Origin of the sequence: Nonomuraea maheshkhaliensis (assembly GCF_039529435.1) — a bacterium.
In the GTDB taxonomy this organism is placed as follows: Bacteria; Actinomycetota; Actinomycetes; order Streptosporangiales; family Streptosporangiaceae; genus Nonomuraea; species Nonomuraea maheshkhaliensis.
Genome location: NZ_BAAAMU010000054.1, coordinates 1 through 15,635 on the forward strand (window position 1 = coordinate 1; position 15,635 = coordinate 15,635).

The window sequence follows — 15,635 nt, forward strand, 5'->3', positions numbered from 1 at the left end:
GGCACCCCCTGGCCCCGCAGGCCCCGCCGGGCCGGGGGTTGACGCCGACCGCGCGGCTGTCGCCCCCGAGCGGGTCGCCGCCGCCGAACGCGCCGCCTCCGGCCCGGCGTCCACCGGAACGGCCCCCGCCGGGAGGGCCGCCACCTGGCTGGTCTCCGCCCGGCCGGTCGTCTCCCGGACGGCCGCCCCCTGCGGGACCGCCGCCGAAGAAGCCGCCCGCGGGGTCGCCTCCGCCGGGGCCGCCAGGACTGCCGGGGCCGCCAGGACTGCCGGGGCCTCCCGCACCGTGCGAGCCGCCGGAGGGACCGCCACGTGCGCGCCTGCCACGGCTGGGAAGGCCTTCGGACGGGCCGCCGCCACCCCCGAGGCCTCCGCCGAGGCCTCCGCCGGGGCCGCCAGAGGCGCCAACAGGACCGCCGGGACCGCCGGGACCGCCGCCAAGGCCACCGCCAAGACCACCGCCAAGGCCACCACCGGCGCCGCCGCCTCCGGGACCGCCGCCCCCCGGGCCGCCGATCATGAAGGCGCCACTCGTGGGCCCGCCACCGCTGGAACCGCCGTTGAAGTCACCGATGAGGCCGCCGTTCGCGGGTCCACCACCGTTGGGACCGCCGTTCGCGGGCGCGCCATGGGCGCCGCCGTTGCGTGATCCGCCGTTCAGGGGTCCGCTGTCGAAGGGGTCGCTGTTCAGGGGCCTGCCACCCGAAGCTCCGCCAGCCGCGTGCGCGCCGCTCGCGGGCGCGCCGCCTCGGGGCGCGCCTCCCATCCCGTAGGGGGCGCCACCGGCGGGGCCGGGGCCGAAAGGGGCGAAGGGGGCATCGCCCGTGCCGTTCTCGCGTTCCCTATCGCCGTTGGAAACCATGCGGCGACACTACCGTGATGTTTGTCATCAGATGCCGCTGAACAGATCCTGGCCTCAAGGCGGGGAGGAATCGAACCCCCGCCGGGGCGATGTCATTGGGTGCCGAAGTCCTGGGTCCACCAGGGGCCGCCGGGGCCCGACGCGACGCCCACGCCGATGGCCCGCAGGCGGCAGTCGAGAATGTTCTTGCGGTGGTCGGGGCTGTCCAGCCAGCCGCGTACGGCCTCGTCGGCGGTGCCGTAGCCGGCGCCGATGTTCTCGGCGGCGCCCCAGCGGTATCCGGCGCGCTCCATCCGGTCCCACGGCGAGGCGCCGTCGGGGGAGTTGTGCGAGAGCTGCCCCGTGCGGGCCATCTCCAGCGAGTGCGCCCGCGCGGAGCGGGTGAGCCCGCCGTCCACCCTCAGCGGCGCGCAACCGCGCCTGGACCTGGCCGAGTTCGTCAGGGAGACCACGCGCGAGGCGACGCCCGCCAGCACCTGGACGCCGCCGTCCTCGCCGCCGAGCACCCGCGTACGGTCCTCCGAGGCGAAGCCCGGGATCTGGTCCTTCGACGACCTGGTCGGCCGGGGCGTCGGGGCGCCGCTGGGCAGTTTCCTGGTCGTGACGCCCCTGGGGATGCTTTCGAGCTGCTGCGCCTTCCTCGCCGCCGTCGGCGCGGGGTTGGCGGTCGCGGCCGCGGGCGGCGCGGTCTCGTCGAGGTAGACGTGGCGGGCCGGGTCGGGGTCGGTGGTCAGCCGGCCGATCAGTACGCCGGTGAAGAGCACGGCCATGAGGCAGGCCAGCACACCCAGGTGACTCCGGCGCCGATGGCCGCGCTGGGTTTGCCGGGTGCGAGAGTTCTGCCACATACCGCCGCCAACGATAGGGATGTCTGGTCCTGGGAAAGAAGGGGTCCCAGGGAAACGAAATCGAACCGTTCTGCGGTCAGGTAGACTCGCACAGGGTTACCGGTCTTTTGACCTGCGCGCCTCAGGGCGGGTAGCTTAGGTTCGTTGTGTGCATAGGTCCAGCGCGACCAATGCGCGGCGCGTCCGGCGTCATCTCCCGTGTTGCGGAGACGGAAGGTCCGGGCCGTCGTGTGCCCGCACCGACCGACCAATGTAGCTGTCACATCCGACAGCGCCGAAGACGCGAGCATAAAGAAGGCTACGACCGTGCGCACGTACTCACCGAAGCCCGCCGACGTCCAGCGTCAGTGGTACGTCATCGACGCGACCGATGTCGTGCTGGGCCGGCTGGCCAGCCACGTCGCGACCCTGCTCCGCGGCAAGCACAAGCCGATCTTCGCGAATCATGTCGACACCGGTGACTTCGTCATCGTCATCAACGCCGACAAGATCGCGCTGAGCGGCAACAAGCGTGAGCAGAAGAAGGCGTACCGCCACTCGGGCTACCCGGGCGGTCTGCGTTCCGTCAGCTATGGCGAGCTCATGGACAAGCGGCCCGACAAGGCAGTGGAGAAGGCCGTCAAGGGCATGCTGCCGAAGAACTCCCTCGGCCGGAAGATGGCCAAGAAGCTGAAGGTCTACGCGGGTTCTGAGCACCCGCACCAGGCCCAGCAGCCGGTGCCGTTCGAGATCACCCAGATCGCCCAGTAGTAGTTCGAAAGAGTTAGAGGAGAACCGTGGCTGAGCCCACTGGTGTCGAGACGGTCGTAGAGACGGCCGAGGTGGAGGACTTCTCCGGCGAGGAGTTCCCGTCCGAGTACACCACCGAATCCACCGCCAGCGCTGACGCGCCCGTGCGCAAGCCCGTCACGACGGGCAACTCGTACGGCACCGGCCGCCGCAAGGAGGCGATCGCCCGCGTGCGCATCGTCCCCGGCACCGGCAAGTGGACGATCAACGGTCGTTCGCTGGACGCCTACTTCCCGAACAAGGTCCACCAGCAGATCGTCAACGAGCCCTTCGTGGTGCTCGGCGCCGAAGAGGCGTTCGACGTCATCGCGCGCATCGACGGCGGCGGCGTGACCGGCCAGGCCGGCGCGCTGCGCATGGGCCTGTCCCGCGCCCTGGCGATCCTGGACGTCGAGGTCAACCGCCCGCCGCTGAAGAAGGCCGGCTTCCTCACCCGTGACGCCCGCGCCACGGAGCGGAAGAAGTACGGCCTCAAGAAGGCCCGCAAGGCTCCGCAGTACAGCAAGCGCTAAGTTGGCGCGCCTTTTCGGCACCGACGGGGTACGTGGGGTCGCGGGCCGCGACCTCACGGCGGAGCTCGCCATGGACTTGTCCGTGGCGGCCGCTCACGTCCTCGGCGATGCAGGCGCGTTCTCCGCCACCGGATCCGGTAAACACCGGCCGGTGGCGGTCGTGGGCCGGGACCCGCGTGCCTCGGGAGAGTTTCTCGAGGCCGCCGTGGTCGCCGGCCTCGCGGCGTCTGGTGTGGATGTGCTGCGCCTCGGCGTGCTGCCCACCCCGGCCGTCGCCCACCTCACCGCCGCGCTCGGCGCCGATCTCGGCGTCATGCTGTCGGCGTCGCACAACCCGGCGCCCGACAACGGCATCAAGTTCCTGGCGCGCGGCGGCTTCAAGCTGTCCGACGCGGTCGAGGACGAGATCGAGCGGCGGCTGGGCGAGGAGTGGAGTTTCCCCGTCGGCTCCGGCGTCGGGCGCGTGCGTGACGCGTACGGTGAGGCCGACCGCTACATCTCCCACGTGCTGACCACGATGACCGCGGCCCTCGACGGCCTGAACGTCGTGGTCGACTGCGCTCACGGGGCCGCCCACATGGTGGCGCCCGAGGCTTTGGTGCGCGCGGGAGCGCGGGTCGAGGCCATCGGCGCCAGGCCCGACGGGCTCAACATCAACGACGGCCACGGCTCGACCCACCTGGACAAGCTCCGTCAGGTGGTCATCTCGCGCGGGGCCGACCTCGGCGTGGCCTACGACGGCGACGCCGACCGCTGCCTCGCGGTCGACCACACCGGCGCCGTCGTCGACGGCGACCACATCATGGCCGTCCTGGCCGCCGCCATGCACGGCGAGGGCCTGCTGGCCAAGGACACCGTGGTCGCGACCGTGATGTCCAACCTGGGCTTCAAGCTGGCGATGCGCGATGCGGGGATCACCGTGGTGGAGACCTCGGTGGGTGACCGCTACGTGCTGGAGCGGATGAAGTCCGACGGCTTCAACCTGGGCGGCGAGCAGTCGGGGCACGTCATCATGCTCGACCACGCCACCACCGGTGACGGCCTGCTCACCTCCCTGCACCTGCTGGGCGTGGTGGCCAAGTCGGGCGTGCCGCTGAAGGAACTGGCCTCGGTGATGACGCCGCTGCCGCAGATCCTGATCAACGTCAAGGACGTCGACCGGGGCAAGGCCGCGGTGCCCGAGCTCGTCGCGGCCGTCGCGGAGGCGGAGGCGGAGCTGGGCGAGGCCGGCCGGGTGCTGATCAGGCCGAGCGGGACCGAGCCGATGATCAGGGTCATGGTCGAGGCCGCGTCGGAGGAGCACGCCACGCGGGTGGCGGGCCGCCTGGCCGACGTGGTCCGTACGGCCTGCGTCTGACGAACGACCGTCCATCGGGCGCCTCGGCGCGCCCGATGGACGATCATTCAGAGCGGGAGGCTCACTCGTCGCCGGTCAGGGAGAACGCGCGCAGCCGCTGCCCGGCCCACAGGACCGCGCCGACGGTGACGATGATCAGCGCCGGGATGGCGAAGCTCAGCGAGACGTCCGCCTGGAAGAACGGCGAGTCGGAGAGCTGCGCCGCGATCGACTGCCCCCAGTGCTGGATCGACCAGGTACGCGCGCCGGCCAGCAGGTTGCCCACCAGGCTCTCCCAGACCAGCGCGTAGATGATGCCGATCGTGACCGCGTGCCGGGTGACCACGCCGAGCAGCAGGAAGACGGCGGCGTACGCGATGCCGGCCACAAGTGAGCCCAGGGCGAACCCGGGCGCGATGCCGTCCTCGTTGCCGACCAGGATCCAGGCCGCCACGTACGTCGGCACCGCCGCGAACACGGCCAGCAGCGACGCGGCGACCAGGAACTTCGTCCGCGCGATGACCGGGCGGGAGATCGGCTTGGACATCAGGTGGATGATCGTGCCGTCGTCGATCTCCGGCGCGATGACGCCCGTGCCCGCGATGAGGCCCAGCAGCGGCAGCATGGTACCGATCGCGAAGTTCTTCATCAGCAGCACGGTCGTGGCCTGGTCGTCGGCGCTGAACAGGCGCAGCAGCACAGCCAGGCCGATCAGGGCCGCCGGCAGCAGCAGGAGCAGGATGATCCGCCGCCGGCCCAGCAGGGCGCGGTAGGTGATGCCCGCTACGACGGTGTTCATCAGCTGCTCCTGTTGATCAGATAGGAGAAGACGCTCTCCAGGTCCTCGTCCGCCGGGGAGACCTGGTGCAGGCGCACGCCCTCGGCCTTGGCGACCTGGGGCAGCAGGCGGGCGAAGCGGCGGAACTCGGTGGCCTGGACCTCCAGCCCGTCGGGGCGCAGCGTGATGCCGCCGGTCGAGTCGTCGCGGACCAGGGCCGCGGCCAGCCGCCTGTCGTCGCTGGAGCGGATCATGAACAGGTGGGGCCGGTCGGTCATCAGCCGCCGGATCTCGCGGAAGTTGCCCGACGCCGCGTGCCGGCCCGCGACCAGCACCTCGATGTGCTGGGCGACCCGCTCGACCTCCTCCAGGATGTGGGAGCTGAACAGGATCGTCTTGCCGCCCGTGCCCATCGTGCGGATCAGGTCCATGAGGTGCAGGCGCTGGCGCGGGTCCATGCCGTTGAACGGCTCGTCGAGCAGGAGCACATCCGGGTCGTGGACGAGGGCGGCGGCGACCTTGACGCGCTGGCGCATGCCCTTGGAGTACGTCTCCACGCGCCGGTCCTTCGGCTCCTCCATCTCGACCGTGGCCAGGGCCTTGCGGGCGGCCTCGATCGGGTCGGGCAGGTTGTGCAGGCGGGCGGCCGAGAGGACGAACTGCCAGCCGGTCAGGAAGCCGTACACGCCCTCTCTTTCAGGAACTAGGCCGATGTTTCGGTAAATGTGGTGGTTCTTCCAGACCCTGGTGCCGTCCAGCGTGACCGAGCCGCCCGACGGGGCCAGGAAGCCGGCCATCATGTGCAGGAGCGTCGACTTGCCCGCGCCGTTCGGCCCGAGCAGCCCCGTGACGCCGGGTCCGATGGTCATCGTGACGTCGTTGACCGCCACGACGTTGCCGTACCAGCGGGAAACCTGCGAGAGCTCGATCTTCATCGCGCGGCCGCCTTCCTGTAGCGCAGCGCCAGGGCGAGCAGGCCGACGGCGATCAGCACCACGAGGAGCAACGCCGAGGCGGGCCCGTTGGGGTAGTCGCCCTCGATGGAGTGCGGCGGGGTGCCGAACAGCCAGCTCTGGACGGAGTCGACCAGCCAGAACGGGTTCGCCAGCCAGGCCCACTTGGCCGTCTCCACGTTGCCGGTCTCGGCGAAGGTGGCGTAGATCACCGGCACCGACGCCGACGACAGCAGGTAGACCGTGATCACCGAGGCCACGCCGAGCCCGCGCCGCGGCGTGAACGAGGCCAGGGCCAGCCCGAACGCCGACAGCAGCAGGGCCAGCACGAGCGCCATCAGCATCGCGCCCAGGTATTCGCCGGTGGCCGGCGGGCCGGGCATGTCGACCACCAGCTCGCCCACGTAGGCCAGCGTGAGCGGCGCCGCGATCAGCGCGAACACCGCCACGGTCATCGCCGCGACCTTCGCGCCGACGTACTCGGTGATCGAGACCGGCCGCGACAGGTAGAGCGGCAGCACGCGGTAGCGCAGGTCGGGCGCGACGACCGCGGGGGCCTGCGCGGCCAGGAAGATCGCCACCACGGCCTGCATGACGACCGCGAAGCCGCTGTAGGGGATGCCGCGCTGCTGGGCCAGGGCCATGATCGCGATGCTCACGATCGCGGGGATGAACATGATGCCGACCAGCGCGAACGGCACGATCTTGCTGCGCGCGGGACGGCCGAGACCGAAGACGCCGCGCAGGCTGTGCACGGTCAGCGCCCTGGTCGAGTAGCCGCGGCCGAGCCGGGGGCCGTCGTAGTGGCGATATCCGATGTCGTAGATCTCAGACATGTGCGACCTCGTCCCTGAAGACGTCCTCGATGCGGTGGCGTCCCTGTTCGAGGCGGATGAGACACAGGCCCAGCTCGGCGGTGGCGTCGCGGATGGCGTCGTACGACTCGGGCTTGGTCACCTTGACCACCAGCAGGCGTCCCTGCCGCGAGACGGTCTGGCCACCGGCGGACAGGTGGGCGGCCAGATCGTCGAGACCCTCGTCCACCTCGACCTCGACGGTCTGCGTGACCTGTGTGAACTCCCCGATCGCGGACGAGCGCAGCAGCCGCCCCGCGTCGATGACGATCACATGGTCGCAGATGCGTTCGAGCTCGCCCAGCAGGTGGGAGGTGACCAGCACGCTGATGCCGAACTCGGTGCCGATGCGCCTGATCAGCGTCAGCATCTCGTCGCGCCCGCGCGGGTCGAGCCCGTTGGTGGGCTCGTCGAGGAAGATCAGCTTCGGGTCGTGGACGAGCGCCTGGGCCAGCTTGACCCGCTGCTTCATGCCGGTGGAGTAGGTGCCGACGGGCCGGTAACGCTCTTCGGCCAGCCCGACGTGCCGCAGCACGTCGGCGGCGCGTTCGCGGGCGGCCGTACGGGGCAGCCCGGACATCCGGGCGAAATGGACGACTAATTCGGTGGCGGAGACGTCGGGGGGCAGGCATTCGTGCTCGGGCATGTAACCGACGAGCCTGCGGATGTCGGCGCCGCGCGCGGTGACGTCGAGATCGAGCACGCGCGCGCCGCCGCCGGACGGCGGCAGCAGGCCCAGCAGGATCTTGATCAGCGTCGACTTGCCGGCGCCGTTCGCCCCGACCAGACCGGTGACCCCGGGGCCCACGGTGACCGTGAGCTGGTCGACCGCGGTGACGGCGGGGAAGCGTTTGGTCAGCCCCTCGGTGGCGAGGATGTGCATGAGCCGGACACTACCGGGGCGCTCACGCGCCGCGCCTCAGTCAGACGGATGAACGACGTCCTACTTGAGGCCAGAATTTCCGCTGGACCAGGAGGGTGAGAGTGCCCGCGATGATCATCCCGGCGAGGTTGAGCGCGAGCTGGGCGACCGAGCCCGCCACCTCGCTCCAGTCGCCCAGAGCCGAGGCGACCGCCACGTAGCCGGCCGCGGGGACCGTGGTGACCGAGATGAACACGCCGATCAGGGCAGACGACTTGCCCGCCGTGATCGACAGCACCCCCGCCGAGCCGGCCAGCAGCGCGACGATGAACGACCAGCGGTCGGGCTTGACGATGAACTGGAACTCCGCGCTGGTGTCGAGGTCGCCGGGGACGATCCAGCCCAGCCGGTACGAGACGAGCGCGCACGCGTACGTGATCGCCATCGCCACCCCGAACCCGACGACCAGCGTCCTGAGCGCGTTGACGACCAGGTGGCCGTTGCGGTGCAGCAGGCCGAAGCAGATGGCCGCGACCGCGCCGAACTCGGGCCCGAGCACCATCGCGCCGACAATGAGGATGATGGAGTCCTGCAGCACCGCGATGCCGGAGAGCTGGGTGGCGATGGCCAGGAAGGCCAGGTAGGCCCAGGTGATGCGGGAATCGGCGTAGACCTTCTGCGACAACTGCTCCCAGATCACCGCGTCGTCCGGCTCGCCCGGCGCCTCGTGGACGGCGTCGCGCGCGGCCTCCGACAGCGACAGCTCGATCTGCTCGGCCGCGATGGAGCCCTCGGTCTCCAGCCATTTCAGCCGGCCGAGCACCTCGTTGGCCGACTCTCTGGCCGCGTCGCAGAGTACGACGTCGCCCCGCGGGTCGCGGGCCGCGCCCGGCAGGACGACGATGTTGGTGACGCCGGAGCAGTCTTCCAACACCGCCGTCGCCTCGTCGGTGCGCGCGGTGGGGACGATCAGTCGCAGATGCAGCACGTGACCATTGTCGTCGATCGGACGTTGACGATGTGTTGACGCGGATACGCGAGGCTTTTTCGCATGATCGCGTTCATATGTCACGACCATGGTGAGGAGTGCTGGTTCGCGGACATCGACGACCAGGAGTGTGCGGGCAGGTTCGGGCGTTACCTGTTCGAGGAGGTCTTCATGTCTGGCGGAGGCGTACCCGCCGTACCGAGTGGTCGGCGCCCTTCTTGAGGACGAGGTCCGCGCGGCCCCTGGTGGGGGCGATGTTCTCGATCAGGTTGCGCTCGTTGATGTCGCGCCAGACGTTGACCGCGAAGGCCGTGGCCTCCTCGTGCGACATCTCCGCGATGTGCCGGAAGTACGACTTCGGGTCTTCGAAGGCCGTACGGCGCAGTTTGTGGAAGCGGTCGACGTACCAGGTGCGGATGTCCTCGACCTTGGCGTCCACGTAGATGGAGAAGTCGAAGTAGTCGTTGACCGCGAGGGACGTGGGCGGGGCCGGTTGGAGGACGTTGAGCCCCTCGATGATCAAGATGTCAGGATTTTTCACGGTCTGTTTGGCGCCGGGGACGATGTCGTACTCAAGGTGGCTGTAGACGGGTGCGTGCACCTCGGCCACGCCCGCCTTCACCTCCGCCACGAACCTGACCAGGGCCCGCCGGTCGTAGCTCTCCGGGAAGCCCTTGCGATGCATGATCTTCCTGGATTCGAGCATCGCGTTGGGGTAGAGGAAGCTGTCGGTGGTGATCAGCTCCACGCGCGGGTGCTCGGGCCAGCGGGCGAGGAGGGTGTGCAGCAGGCGGGCGGTGGTCGACTTGCCGACCGCGACGCTGCCCGCGATGCCCAGGATGTAGGGGACGCGATGCTCGGGATGGCCGAGGAACGCGCTCAGCACGCTGCTGCGCTGCTTGGACCCGGTGAAGTGCAGGTTGAGCAGCCGGGTCAGGGGGAGGTAGATGTCGGTGACCTCGGTGAGGTCGATGGGGTCGTCGAGGCCGCGTAGTTCTTCCAGCTCGTCTGCGGTGAGAGTCAAGGGCGTGTTCTTGCGGAGCTCACTCCACTGCTCCCTGCTCAGGTCCACGTAGCCGTTGTTCACCTAGGCAGCGTAGCGATGCGGGACGAACCGGATCATGGGCGGGGGGTCACCCCTCGATCCACAGCCTGTGGACGAAGACGTGGGATTACCGCGACCGCGATCGGGGAAAGAGAACTGGTCTTGCCGAAGCCGTGCTGAAACGGATCGCGGGCGGCTACTGTCCGGACGGGAGGTTATCCGTGGACCGTCGTCGCTTCATCTCCAACGTCGTCGCCGGCATCGCCGGGCCCTTCGCCGGGGTCGCCTGCGCCGGAGCCAAGGGCGGGGCCGAGCCCGTGCCCGGCTACGGCCCGCTGCGCCCCGTCAAGGACCTGCGTGACGGCAAGGTGCGGCTGCACCTGCCCGACGGCTTCAAATACCGCTCCTTCAGCGTGGCCGGCGACAAGTTCGACGACGGGTCCACCGTGCCGGGCAGGCACGACGGCATGGCGGCCTTCTCCGGCCCCAAGGGCAGCGCCGTGCTGATCCGCAACCACGAGGTCAACGGGCCCGTGGGCGCGTTCGGCGACAAGGACAAGGCGTACGACCCGATGGCCGGCGGCGGCACCTCGACGCTGCGGGTCACCCGCTACGGCGAGGTGATCGAGAGCCGGCCCTCGCTCACCGGCACCATGATGAACTGCTCGGGCGGCCCCATGGCCTGGCGCGCCTGGGTGACCTGCGAGGAGACCGTCAACGGGCCCGACGTGGGCGACGACTTCTCCGGCGGCGACAACTCCAAGCTGACCCGCAAGCACGGCTACCTCTTCGAGGTGCCGATCGGGCGCGCCGCCAGCGCCAGGCCGATCAGGGCCGCCGGGCGCTTCCCGCACGAGTCGGCCGCCTTCGACCCCTCCTCCGGCGCCATCTACCTGACCGAGGACAACTTCGGCTTCCCGTCCGGTTTCTACCGCTACCTGCCGCCCAAGCATCCGATCCTGGCGGGACGGCTGCTCGACGGCGGCCGGCTGCAGATGCTCGCCGTCAAGGGCGCGGAGCGCAAGGACCTGTCCGAGGGGCAGGAGCCCGGTGCCACGTACGCGGCCACGTGGGTGGACATCGACGACCCCGACCCCGACTTCAAGGGCAGGCCGGACAACGACGTGGCCGTCCAGGCCGTGGGCAAGCAGGGCAGGGCCAAAGGGGCGGCGATCTTCTCCCGGCTGGAGGGGGCGGTCCACCACCAGGGGACGATCTACTTCGTCTCCACCCAGGGCGGGGCCACCGCGCCGGGCGACACCGCGCCCGACGGGTTCGGCGACGGGCGAGGGCAGGTGTGGGCGTACGAGACGTGGAGCGGCCGGCTCAAGCTCGCCTACGAATCGCCCCGCGCGTCGGTGCTCGACCTGCCCGACAACGTCACCGCCAGCAGGCGCGGCACGCTGGTGCTGTGCGAGGACGGCGACGGCGACAACTACCTGCGCGGCCTCAGCAAGGCGGGGCAGATCTTCGACTTCTGCCGGCTGCAGCCGATCGCCGACGACGCGGGCGCCGAGTTCGCCGGCTCCACCTTCGGCCCCGGCGGTCACACTCTTTACGTCAACGTGCAGGCCAGGCAGGGTATGTCGATCGCGATCTGGGGTCCGTGGGAGCGCGGGCCGTTCTGAGTAGGCTGGGACGATGATCCTGGGAATCGGCGTGGACGTCGTCGACATCGCCCGCTTCGAGGCCGCGCTCGATCGTACGCCGCAGCTCAGGGACCGGCTGTTCACCGAGGTCGAGCGGCCGCTGGCGGTGCACTCCCTGGCCGCCAGGTTCGCCGCCAAGGAGGCGGTGGCCAAGGCGCTCGGCGCGCCGAAGGGGCTTGGTCATCTGGAGGCCGAGGTTCACTGTGATGAGCTGGGCAAGCCCGAGTTGCGGGTCTCGGGGAAGGTGGCCGAGGTGGCGTACGAGCTGGGGGTCAAGCGGTGGCACGTCTCACTCAGCCACGACGCGGGCGTGGCCATCGCGTACGTGATCGCCGAAGGGTGAAAACATGAAGACCGCCTACACCGCTGACCAGATCCGAGGCGCTGAGCACGCGCTCATGGCGCTGTTGCCCGAGGGGACGTTGATGCAGCGGGCCGCCACCGGGCTCGCCGCCGTCTGTGCCGACCTGCTCGGGCGGGTCTACGGGAGACGGGTCGTGCTGCTCGTCGGCAGCGGTGACAACGGCGGCGACGCGCTCTACGCGGGTGAGCGGCTGGCCAGGCGGGGCGCGTGGGTGGGCGCCGTGCTTGCCGGGTCCAAGACGCACGAGGCGGGGTTGCGGGCGCTGCTCGACGCGGGCGGGCGGGTCGTCGAGGCGCAGGAGCTCGGGCGGGCCGAGCTGATCATCGACGGTCTCGTGGGGATCGGCGCCTCAGGGGCGCTGCGGGAGCCGTACGCGCGCCTGGCCGAGGCGGCGAACGCGGCCTCCGGCCGGATCGTGGCCGTCGACGTGCCCAGCGGGGTGGACGCGAGCACCGGGCAGGTGGCGGGCGCGGCGGTCAGGGCCAAGGTGACCGTGACCATGGGGGCGTACAAGACGGGGCTGCTGGTCGATCCTGGCGCCTCCTTCGCGGGGGACGTCCGGCTGGTGGACATCGGGCTGGGCGAGCACGTGCCCGATCCCGACGTCGCCGCGCTGAGCGGCGGCGACGTGGACATCCTCATGCCCAGGCCGGGCGCTGAGTCGGACAAATACCGCAGGGGGGTGCTGGGGGTGGCGGCGGGCAGCGACCAGTTCACCGGCGCCGCCGTGCTGGCCGTGGGGGGCGCGCTGCGGGCGGGCGCCGGCATGGTGCGTTACGCCGGTCGCGAAGGGCCCGTCGCGCAGGTGCGCGCCCATTGGCCTGAGGCCGTGGTGACGCCGCTCGACGAGCCGACCATCGATCACGTCGGGCGGGTGCAGGCATGGGTGCTCGGTCCCGGGCTCGGCACCGACGACTGGGCGCACGAGCTGGCGGCCAGGGTGCTCGGCTCCGGCGTGCCCGTACTGGTCGACGCCGACGCCCTGACGCTGGTGGCGCGCGACCCCGGGCTGCTGCGCCGTGACGCGCCCGTGCTGCTCACGCCGCACGCGGGTGAGCTGGCCAGGCTGATCAGGGCCGAGCGCGACGACATCGAGGCGGCCAGGCTCGCGCACGTCCGCAGGGCCGCGGCCGAGCTGGGCGTGACCGTGCTGCTCAAGGGCTCGACCACCGTGGTGGCCGAGGACGCGCGGCCGGTACGGGTCAACGTCACCGGCACCTCCTGGCTGGCCACCGGCGGCACCGGCGACGTGCTGGCCGGCATCTCGGGCGCGCTGCTCGCCCAGGGGCTGAGCTGCTACGACGCCGCCTCGTGCGGCGCGTTCCTGCACGGCGTGGCCGGCCGGCTGGCCGCCGACGGCGCGCCCCTCGCGGCGGCCGACGTGGCCACGGCGGTTCCCGCGGCGATCCGCGCCGTGACCGGCGCGGCCTCATGACGGGAATGAGGGCCGCGACCAGCGCGGTCTCGTGACAGGGCTGAGGGCCGTGACCAGCGCCGTCTCGAAGAGGCCGGCGGTGAGAACGGCGCCCGAGCACGTGCGCGAGCTGCCACACTAGAAGGATGTACTCTCCGCCCGCCACGCCCGCCGAGGCACGGGTCGACCTGGCCGCCATCAGGCACAACGTGACCCTGATCAAGGAAGCCGCCGGCGGCGCCGAGCTCATGGCCGCGGTCAAGGCCGACTCCTACGGGCACGGCCTGGTGCCGGTCTCCGAGGCTGCGCTGCGCGCCGGGGTGAGCCGGCTCGGCACCGCGTTCATCAGGGAGGCGCTCGCCCTGCGCGAGGCCGGCGTGACCGCGCCGGTGCTGTCCTGGCTGATCACCCCGGACGAGCCGCTCGACGAGGCGCTGACCCACGACGTCGAGCTGTCGGCCTCCGACGTGCGACTGCTCGACGAGATCGCCGCCGCCGCCCGCCGCACTGGCCGCACCGCGACGCTGCACCTGGAGGCCGACACCGGCATGAGCAGGGGCGGCTCGCCACCGGCCGCCTGGCCGGCGCTGCTGGCCAGGGCGCTGGAGCTGCGCGCCGAGGGCGTCGTCGAGATCGCCGGCCTCTGGTCCCACCTCGCCTGCGCCGACATCCCCGGCCATCCGTCGATCGCCAGGCAGCTGGAGGCGTTCGAGACGGCGCTGAAGCTGGCCGAGCAGGCCGGCGCCGGCGGCTCCCACGTGATCAGGCACATCGCCAACTCGGCCGCGACGATGACGCTGCCCGAGGCCCGCTACGACATGGTCAGGAGCGGCATCGCGATGTACGGCCTGAGCCCCGTCCCCGAGCTGGGCGACTTCGGCCTCAGGCAGGCGATGACGCTCGTGGCCAGGGTCGGGCTGGCCAAGCGGGTCACTGAAGACTCCGGCGTCTCCTACGGCCACCTCTACACCACCGACCGCGAGACCACGCTCGGCGTCGTCCCGCTCGGGTACGCCGACGGCATACTCCGGCACGCGACGGGGCGGGCCGAGGTGCTGGCGGGCGGGCGCCGCAGGCCGATCGCCGGCCGGGTGTGCATGGACCAGTTCATGATCGACATGGGCGACCACCCGCTGGCGGCGGGTGACGAGGTCGTGCTGTTCGGGCCGGGCGACGACGGCGAGCCGACCGCTCAGGAGTGGGCGGATTCCCTCGGCACGATCACGCATGAGATCGTGACCAGGATCGGTGCGCGGGTGCCCAGGGTCTATCGAGGGTGACGGCGGGCACATCGCGGCTGCCATGAGCGGAGAAGGATCGGGGACATGACGACGACAACACGGCGCAGGGTGGGAATCGCCGGCGCGCTCGTCGGTGCGGCATCCGCCGGTGTCGCGGCGGCGGCGCTGGCCAAGCGTTACGCGGTCGGCCGCATCAGGCTGCGCCCCGACACCGAGGCGAGCGAGCCGTTCGGCGAGCTGCGCGGCAGGGAGCGCACCCTCGTCACCTCCGACGGCAAGGCGCTGCACATCGTGATCGACGGCCCCGACGACGCGCCGCTGACGGTCGTGTTCTGCCACGGCTACTGCCTCAACCTCGAATCCTGGCACTACCAGCGCAAGGACCTGCGGGAAAACTACCGGATCGTCCTGTGGGACCAGCGCTCCCACGGGCGCTCCCAGCGGGCCGGCGCCGACGACAGCACGATCGACCGCCTGGGCGAGGACCTCGCCGAGGTGATCGAGCAGTTCGTGCCCGGCCCGTGCGTGCTGGTCGGCCACTCCATGGGCGGCATGACGATCATGGCGCTGGCCGACCGCCACCCCGGCCTGTTCGGCGACAAGATCCGCGCGGTGTCGCTCATCTCGACCTCGGCCGGCAAGCTCGCCGAGCTCACGCTGGGCCTGCCCGCGATCCTGTCCAAGGTCGTGCACAAGGTGGCCCCCACCACCGTGTCGATGCTGGGCAAGCGGGGCGCCCTGGCCGACAGGGCCCGCCACGCGGGCAGCGACATCGCGTTCCTGATCACCCGGTTCGTCGGCTTCGGCGACTCCAAGAACGTCAGCCCGACCGTGGTCGACTTCGCCGAGTCGATGATCAGGGCGACCCCGACCGAGGTGGTCGCCGACTTCTACCCGGCGCTGATGAACCACGACAAGCTCTCCGCCCTCGACGTGCTCGATCCGGTGCCCACCGCGATCCTGGTCGGCGACCGCGACTGGCTGACCCCGCCCGACCACAGCAAGGCGATGGCCGCCGCGCTGCCCAGGGCCCAGCTCACCGAGGTGCCCGACACCTCGCACCTGATCCAGTTGGAGCGGCCGGGCGTCGTCAACGACGCGCTGCGCGACCTGCTGAAGCGGGTGGAGCTGTGACGCGCC

Annotated in this window: 15 protein-coding genes and 1 pseudogene; 9 read left to right on the forward strand and 7 right to left on the reverse strand. The window is 71.0% G+C overall.

All coding sequences use genetic code 11. The annotated features are described in order from the left end of the window. Positions 1-649: pseudogene (locus ABFX54_RS30800) on the forward strand (hypothetical protein); the annotation flags it as partial. 305 nt (positions 650-954) lie between these two features. Here ABFX54_RS30800 and ABFX54_RS30805 read toward each other — a convergent pair. Next, complete coding sequence (locus tag ABFX54_RS30805; RefSeq protein WP_346110073.1) at positions 955-1,710, reverse strand: CAP domain-containing protein; 756 nt, start codon at positions 1,708-1,710, stop codon at positions 955-957. Between the two features lie 306 nt (positions 1,711-2,016). On the opposite strand from ABFX54_RS30805, the gene rplM reads away from it, so the two are divergent. The 3 genes from rplM to glmM are packed head-to-tail and all read left to right on the forward strand — an operon-like array spanning position 2,017 to position 4,368. Beyond that, complete coding sequence (gene rplM, locus ABFX54_RS30810) at positions 2,017-2,460, forward strand: 50S ribosomal protein L13 (RefSeq protein WP_106236123.1); 444 nt, start codon at positions 2,017-2,019, stop codon at positions 2,458-2,460. Between the two features lie 26 nt (positions 2,461-2,486). Beyond that, entirely contained in the window at positions 2,487-3,011 is a 525-nt protein-coding gene (gene rpsI, locus ABFX54_RS30815; RefSeq protein ID WP_346110074.1) for a 30S ribosomal protein S9, read from the forward strand. Between the two features lies 1 nt (position 3,012). Then, the gene (gene glmM / locus ABFX54_RS30820; RefSeq protein WP_346110075.1) at positions 3,013-4,368 is read left to right on the forward strand and encodes a phosphoglucosamine mutase; all 1,356 of its coding nucleotides are present in this window, start codon (positions 3,013-3,015) and stop codon (positions 4,366-4,368) included. Between the two features lie 61 nt (positions 4,369-4,429). Here glmM and ABFX54_RS30825 read toward each other — a convergent pair whose 3' ends face one another. The 6 genes from ABFX54_RS30825 to coaA form a co-directional block, all read right to left on the reverse strand. After that, positions 4,430-5,146, reverse strand: a complete 717-nt coding sequence (locus tag ABFX54_RS30825; RefSeq protein ID WP_346110076.1) for an ABC transporter permease subunit — start codon at positions 5,144-5,146, stop codon at positions 4,430-4,432. Further along, entirely contained in the window at positions 5,146-6,060 is a 915-nt protein-coding gene (locus ABFX54_RS30830; protein ID WP_346110077.1) for an ABC transporter ATP-binding protein, read from the reverse strand. The genes ABFX54_RS30825 and ABFX54_RS30830 overlap by 1 nt, the downstream gene beginning before the upstream one ends. Beyond that, the gene (locus ABFX54_RS30835) at positions 6,057-6,914 is read right to left on the reverse strand and encodes an ABC transporter permease (protein WP_346110078.1); all 858 of its coding nucleotides are present in this window, start codon (positions 6,912-6,914) and stop codon (positions 6,057-6,059) included. The genes ABFX54_RS30830 and ABFX54_RS30835 overlap by 4 nt, the downstream gene beginning before the upstream one ends. Continuing rightward, positions 6,907-7,815 (reverse strand): ABC transporter ATP-binding protein, encoded by a 909-nt coding sequence (locus tag ABFX54_RS30840; RefSeq protein ID WP_346110079.1) that lies wholly within the window; start codon positions 7,813-7,815, stop codon positions 6,907-6,909. Before ABFX54_RS30840 ends, ABFX54_RS30835 begins: the two co-directional genes overlap by 8 nt. Before the next feature lie 40 nt (positions 7,816-7,855). Continuing rightward, positions 7,856-8,782 carry a DUF389 domain-containing protein gene (locus ABFX54_RS30845; protein ID WP_346110080.1) on the reverse strand — a complete coding sequence of 309 codons (927 nt, stop codon included), beginning with the start codon at positions 8,780-8,782 and terminating at the stop codon, positions 7,856-7,858. A gap of 169 nt (positions 8,783-8,951) precedes the next feature. Further along, positions 8,952-9,854, reverse strand: a complete 903-nt coding sequence (gene coaA / locus ABFX54_RS30850) for a type I pantothenate kinase (protein WP_346110130.1) — start codon at positions 9,852-9,854, stop codon at positions 8,952-8,954. A gap of 194 nt (positions 9,855-10,048) precedes the next feature. On the opposite strand from coaA, the gene ABFX54_RS30855 reads away from it, so the two are divergent. The 5 genes from ABFX54_RS30855 to ABFX54_RS30875 all read left to right on the forward strand — a co-directional run bounded on the left by ABFX54_RS30855 (position 10,049) and on the right by ABFX54_RS30875 (position 15,629). Beyond that, positions 10,049-11,455, forward strand: a complete 1,407-nt coding sequence (locus ABFX54_RS30855; protein WP_346110081.1) for an alkaline phosphatase PhoX — start codon at positions 10,049-10,051, stop codon at positions 11,453-11,455. A 13-nt stretch (positions 11,456-11,468) separates the two neighbouring features. Then, on the forward strand, positions 11,469-11,819 hold the full coding sequence (locus ABFX54_RS30860; RefSeq protein ID WP_346110082.1) for a holo-ACP synthase: 351 nt from the start codon (positions 11,469-11,471) through the stop codon (positions 11,817-11,819). Between the two features lie 4 nt (positions 11,820-11,823). After that, positions 11,824-13,275, forward strand: coding sequence for an NAD(P)H-hydrate dehydratase (locus tag ABFX54_RS30865; protein WP_346110083.1), 1,452 nt, complete (start codon positions 11,824-11,826; stop codon positions 13,273-13,275). A 125-nt stretch (positions 13,276-13,400) separates the two neighbouring features. Next, on the forward strand, positions 13,401-14,534 hold the full coding sequence (gene alr / locus ABFX54_RS30870; RefSeq protein ID WP_346110084.1) for an alanine racemase: 1,134 nt from the start codon (positions 13,401-13,403) through the stop codon (positions 14,532-14,534). Positions 14,535-14,579: 45 nt separating this feature from the next. Then, positions 14,580-15,629, forward strand: a complete 1,050-nt coding sequence (locus tag ABFX54_RS30875; RefSeq protein WP_346110085.1) for an alpha/beta fold hydrolase — start codon at positions 14,580-14,582, stop codon at positions 15,627-15,629. The last annotated feature ends 6 nt before the right edge of the window (positions 15,630-15,635 follow it).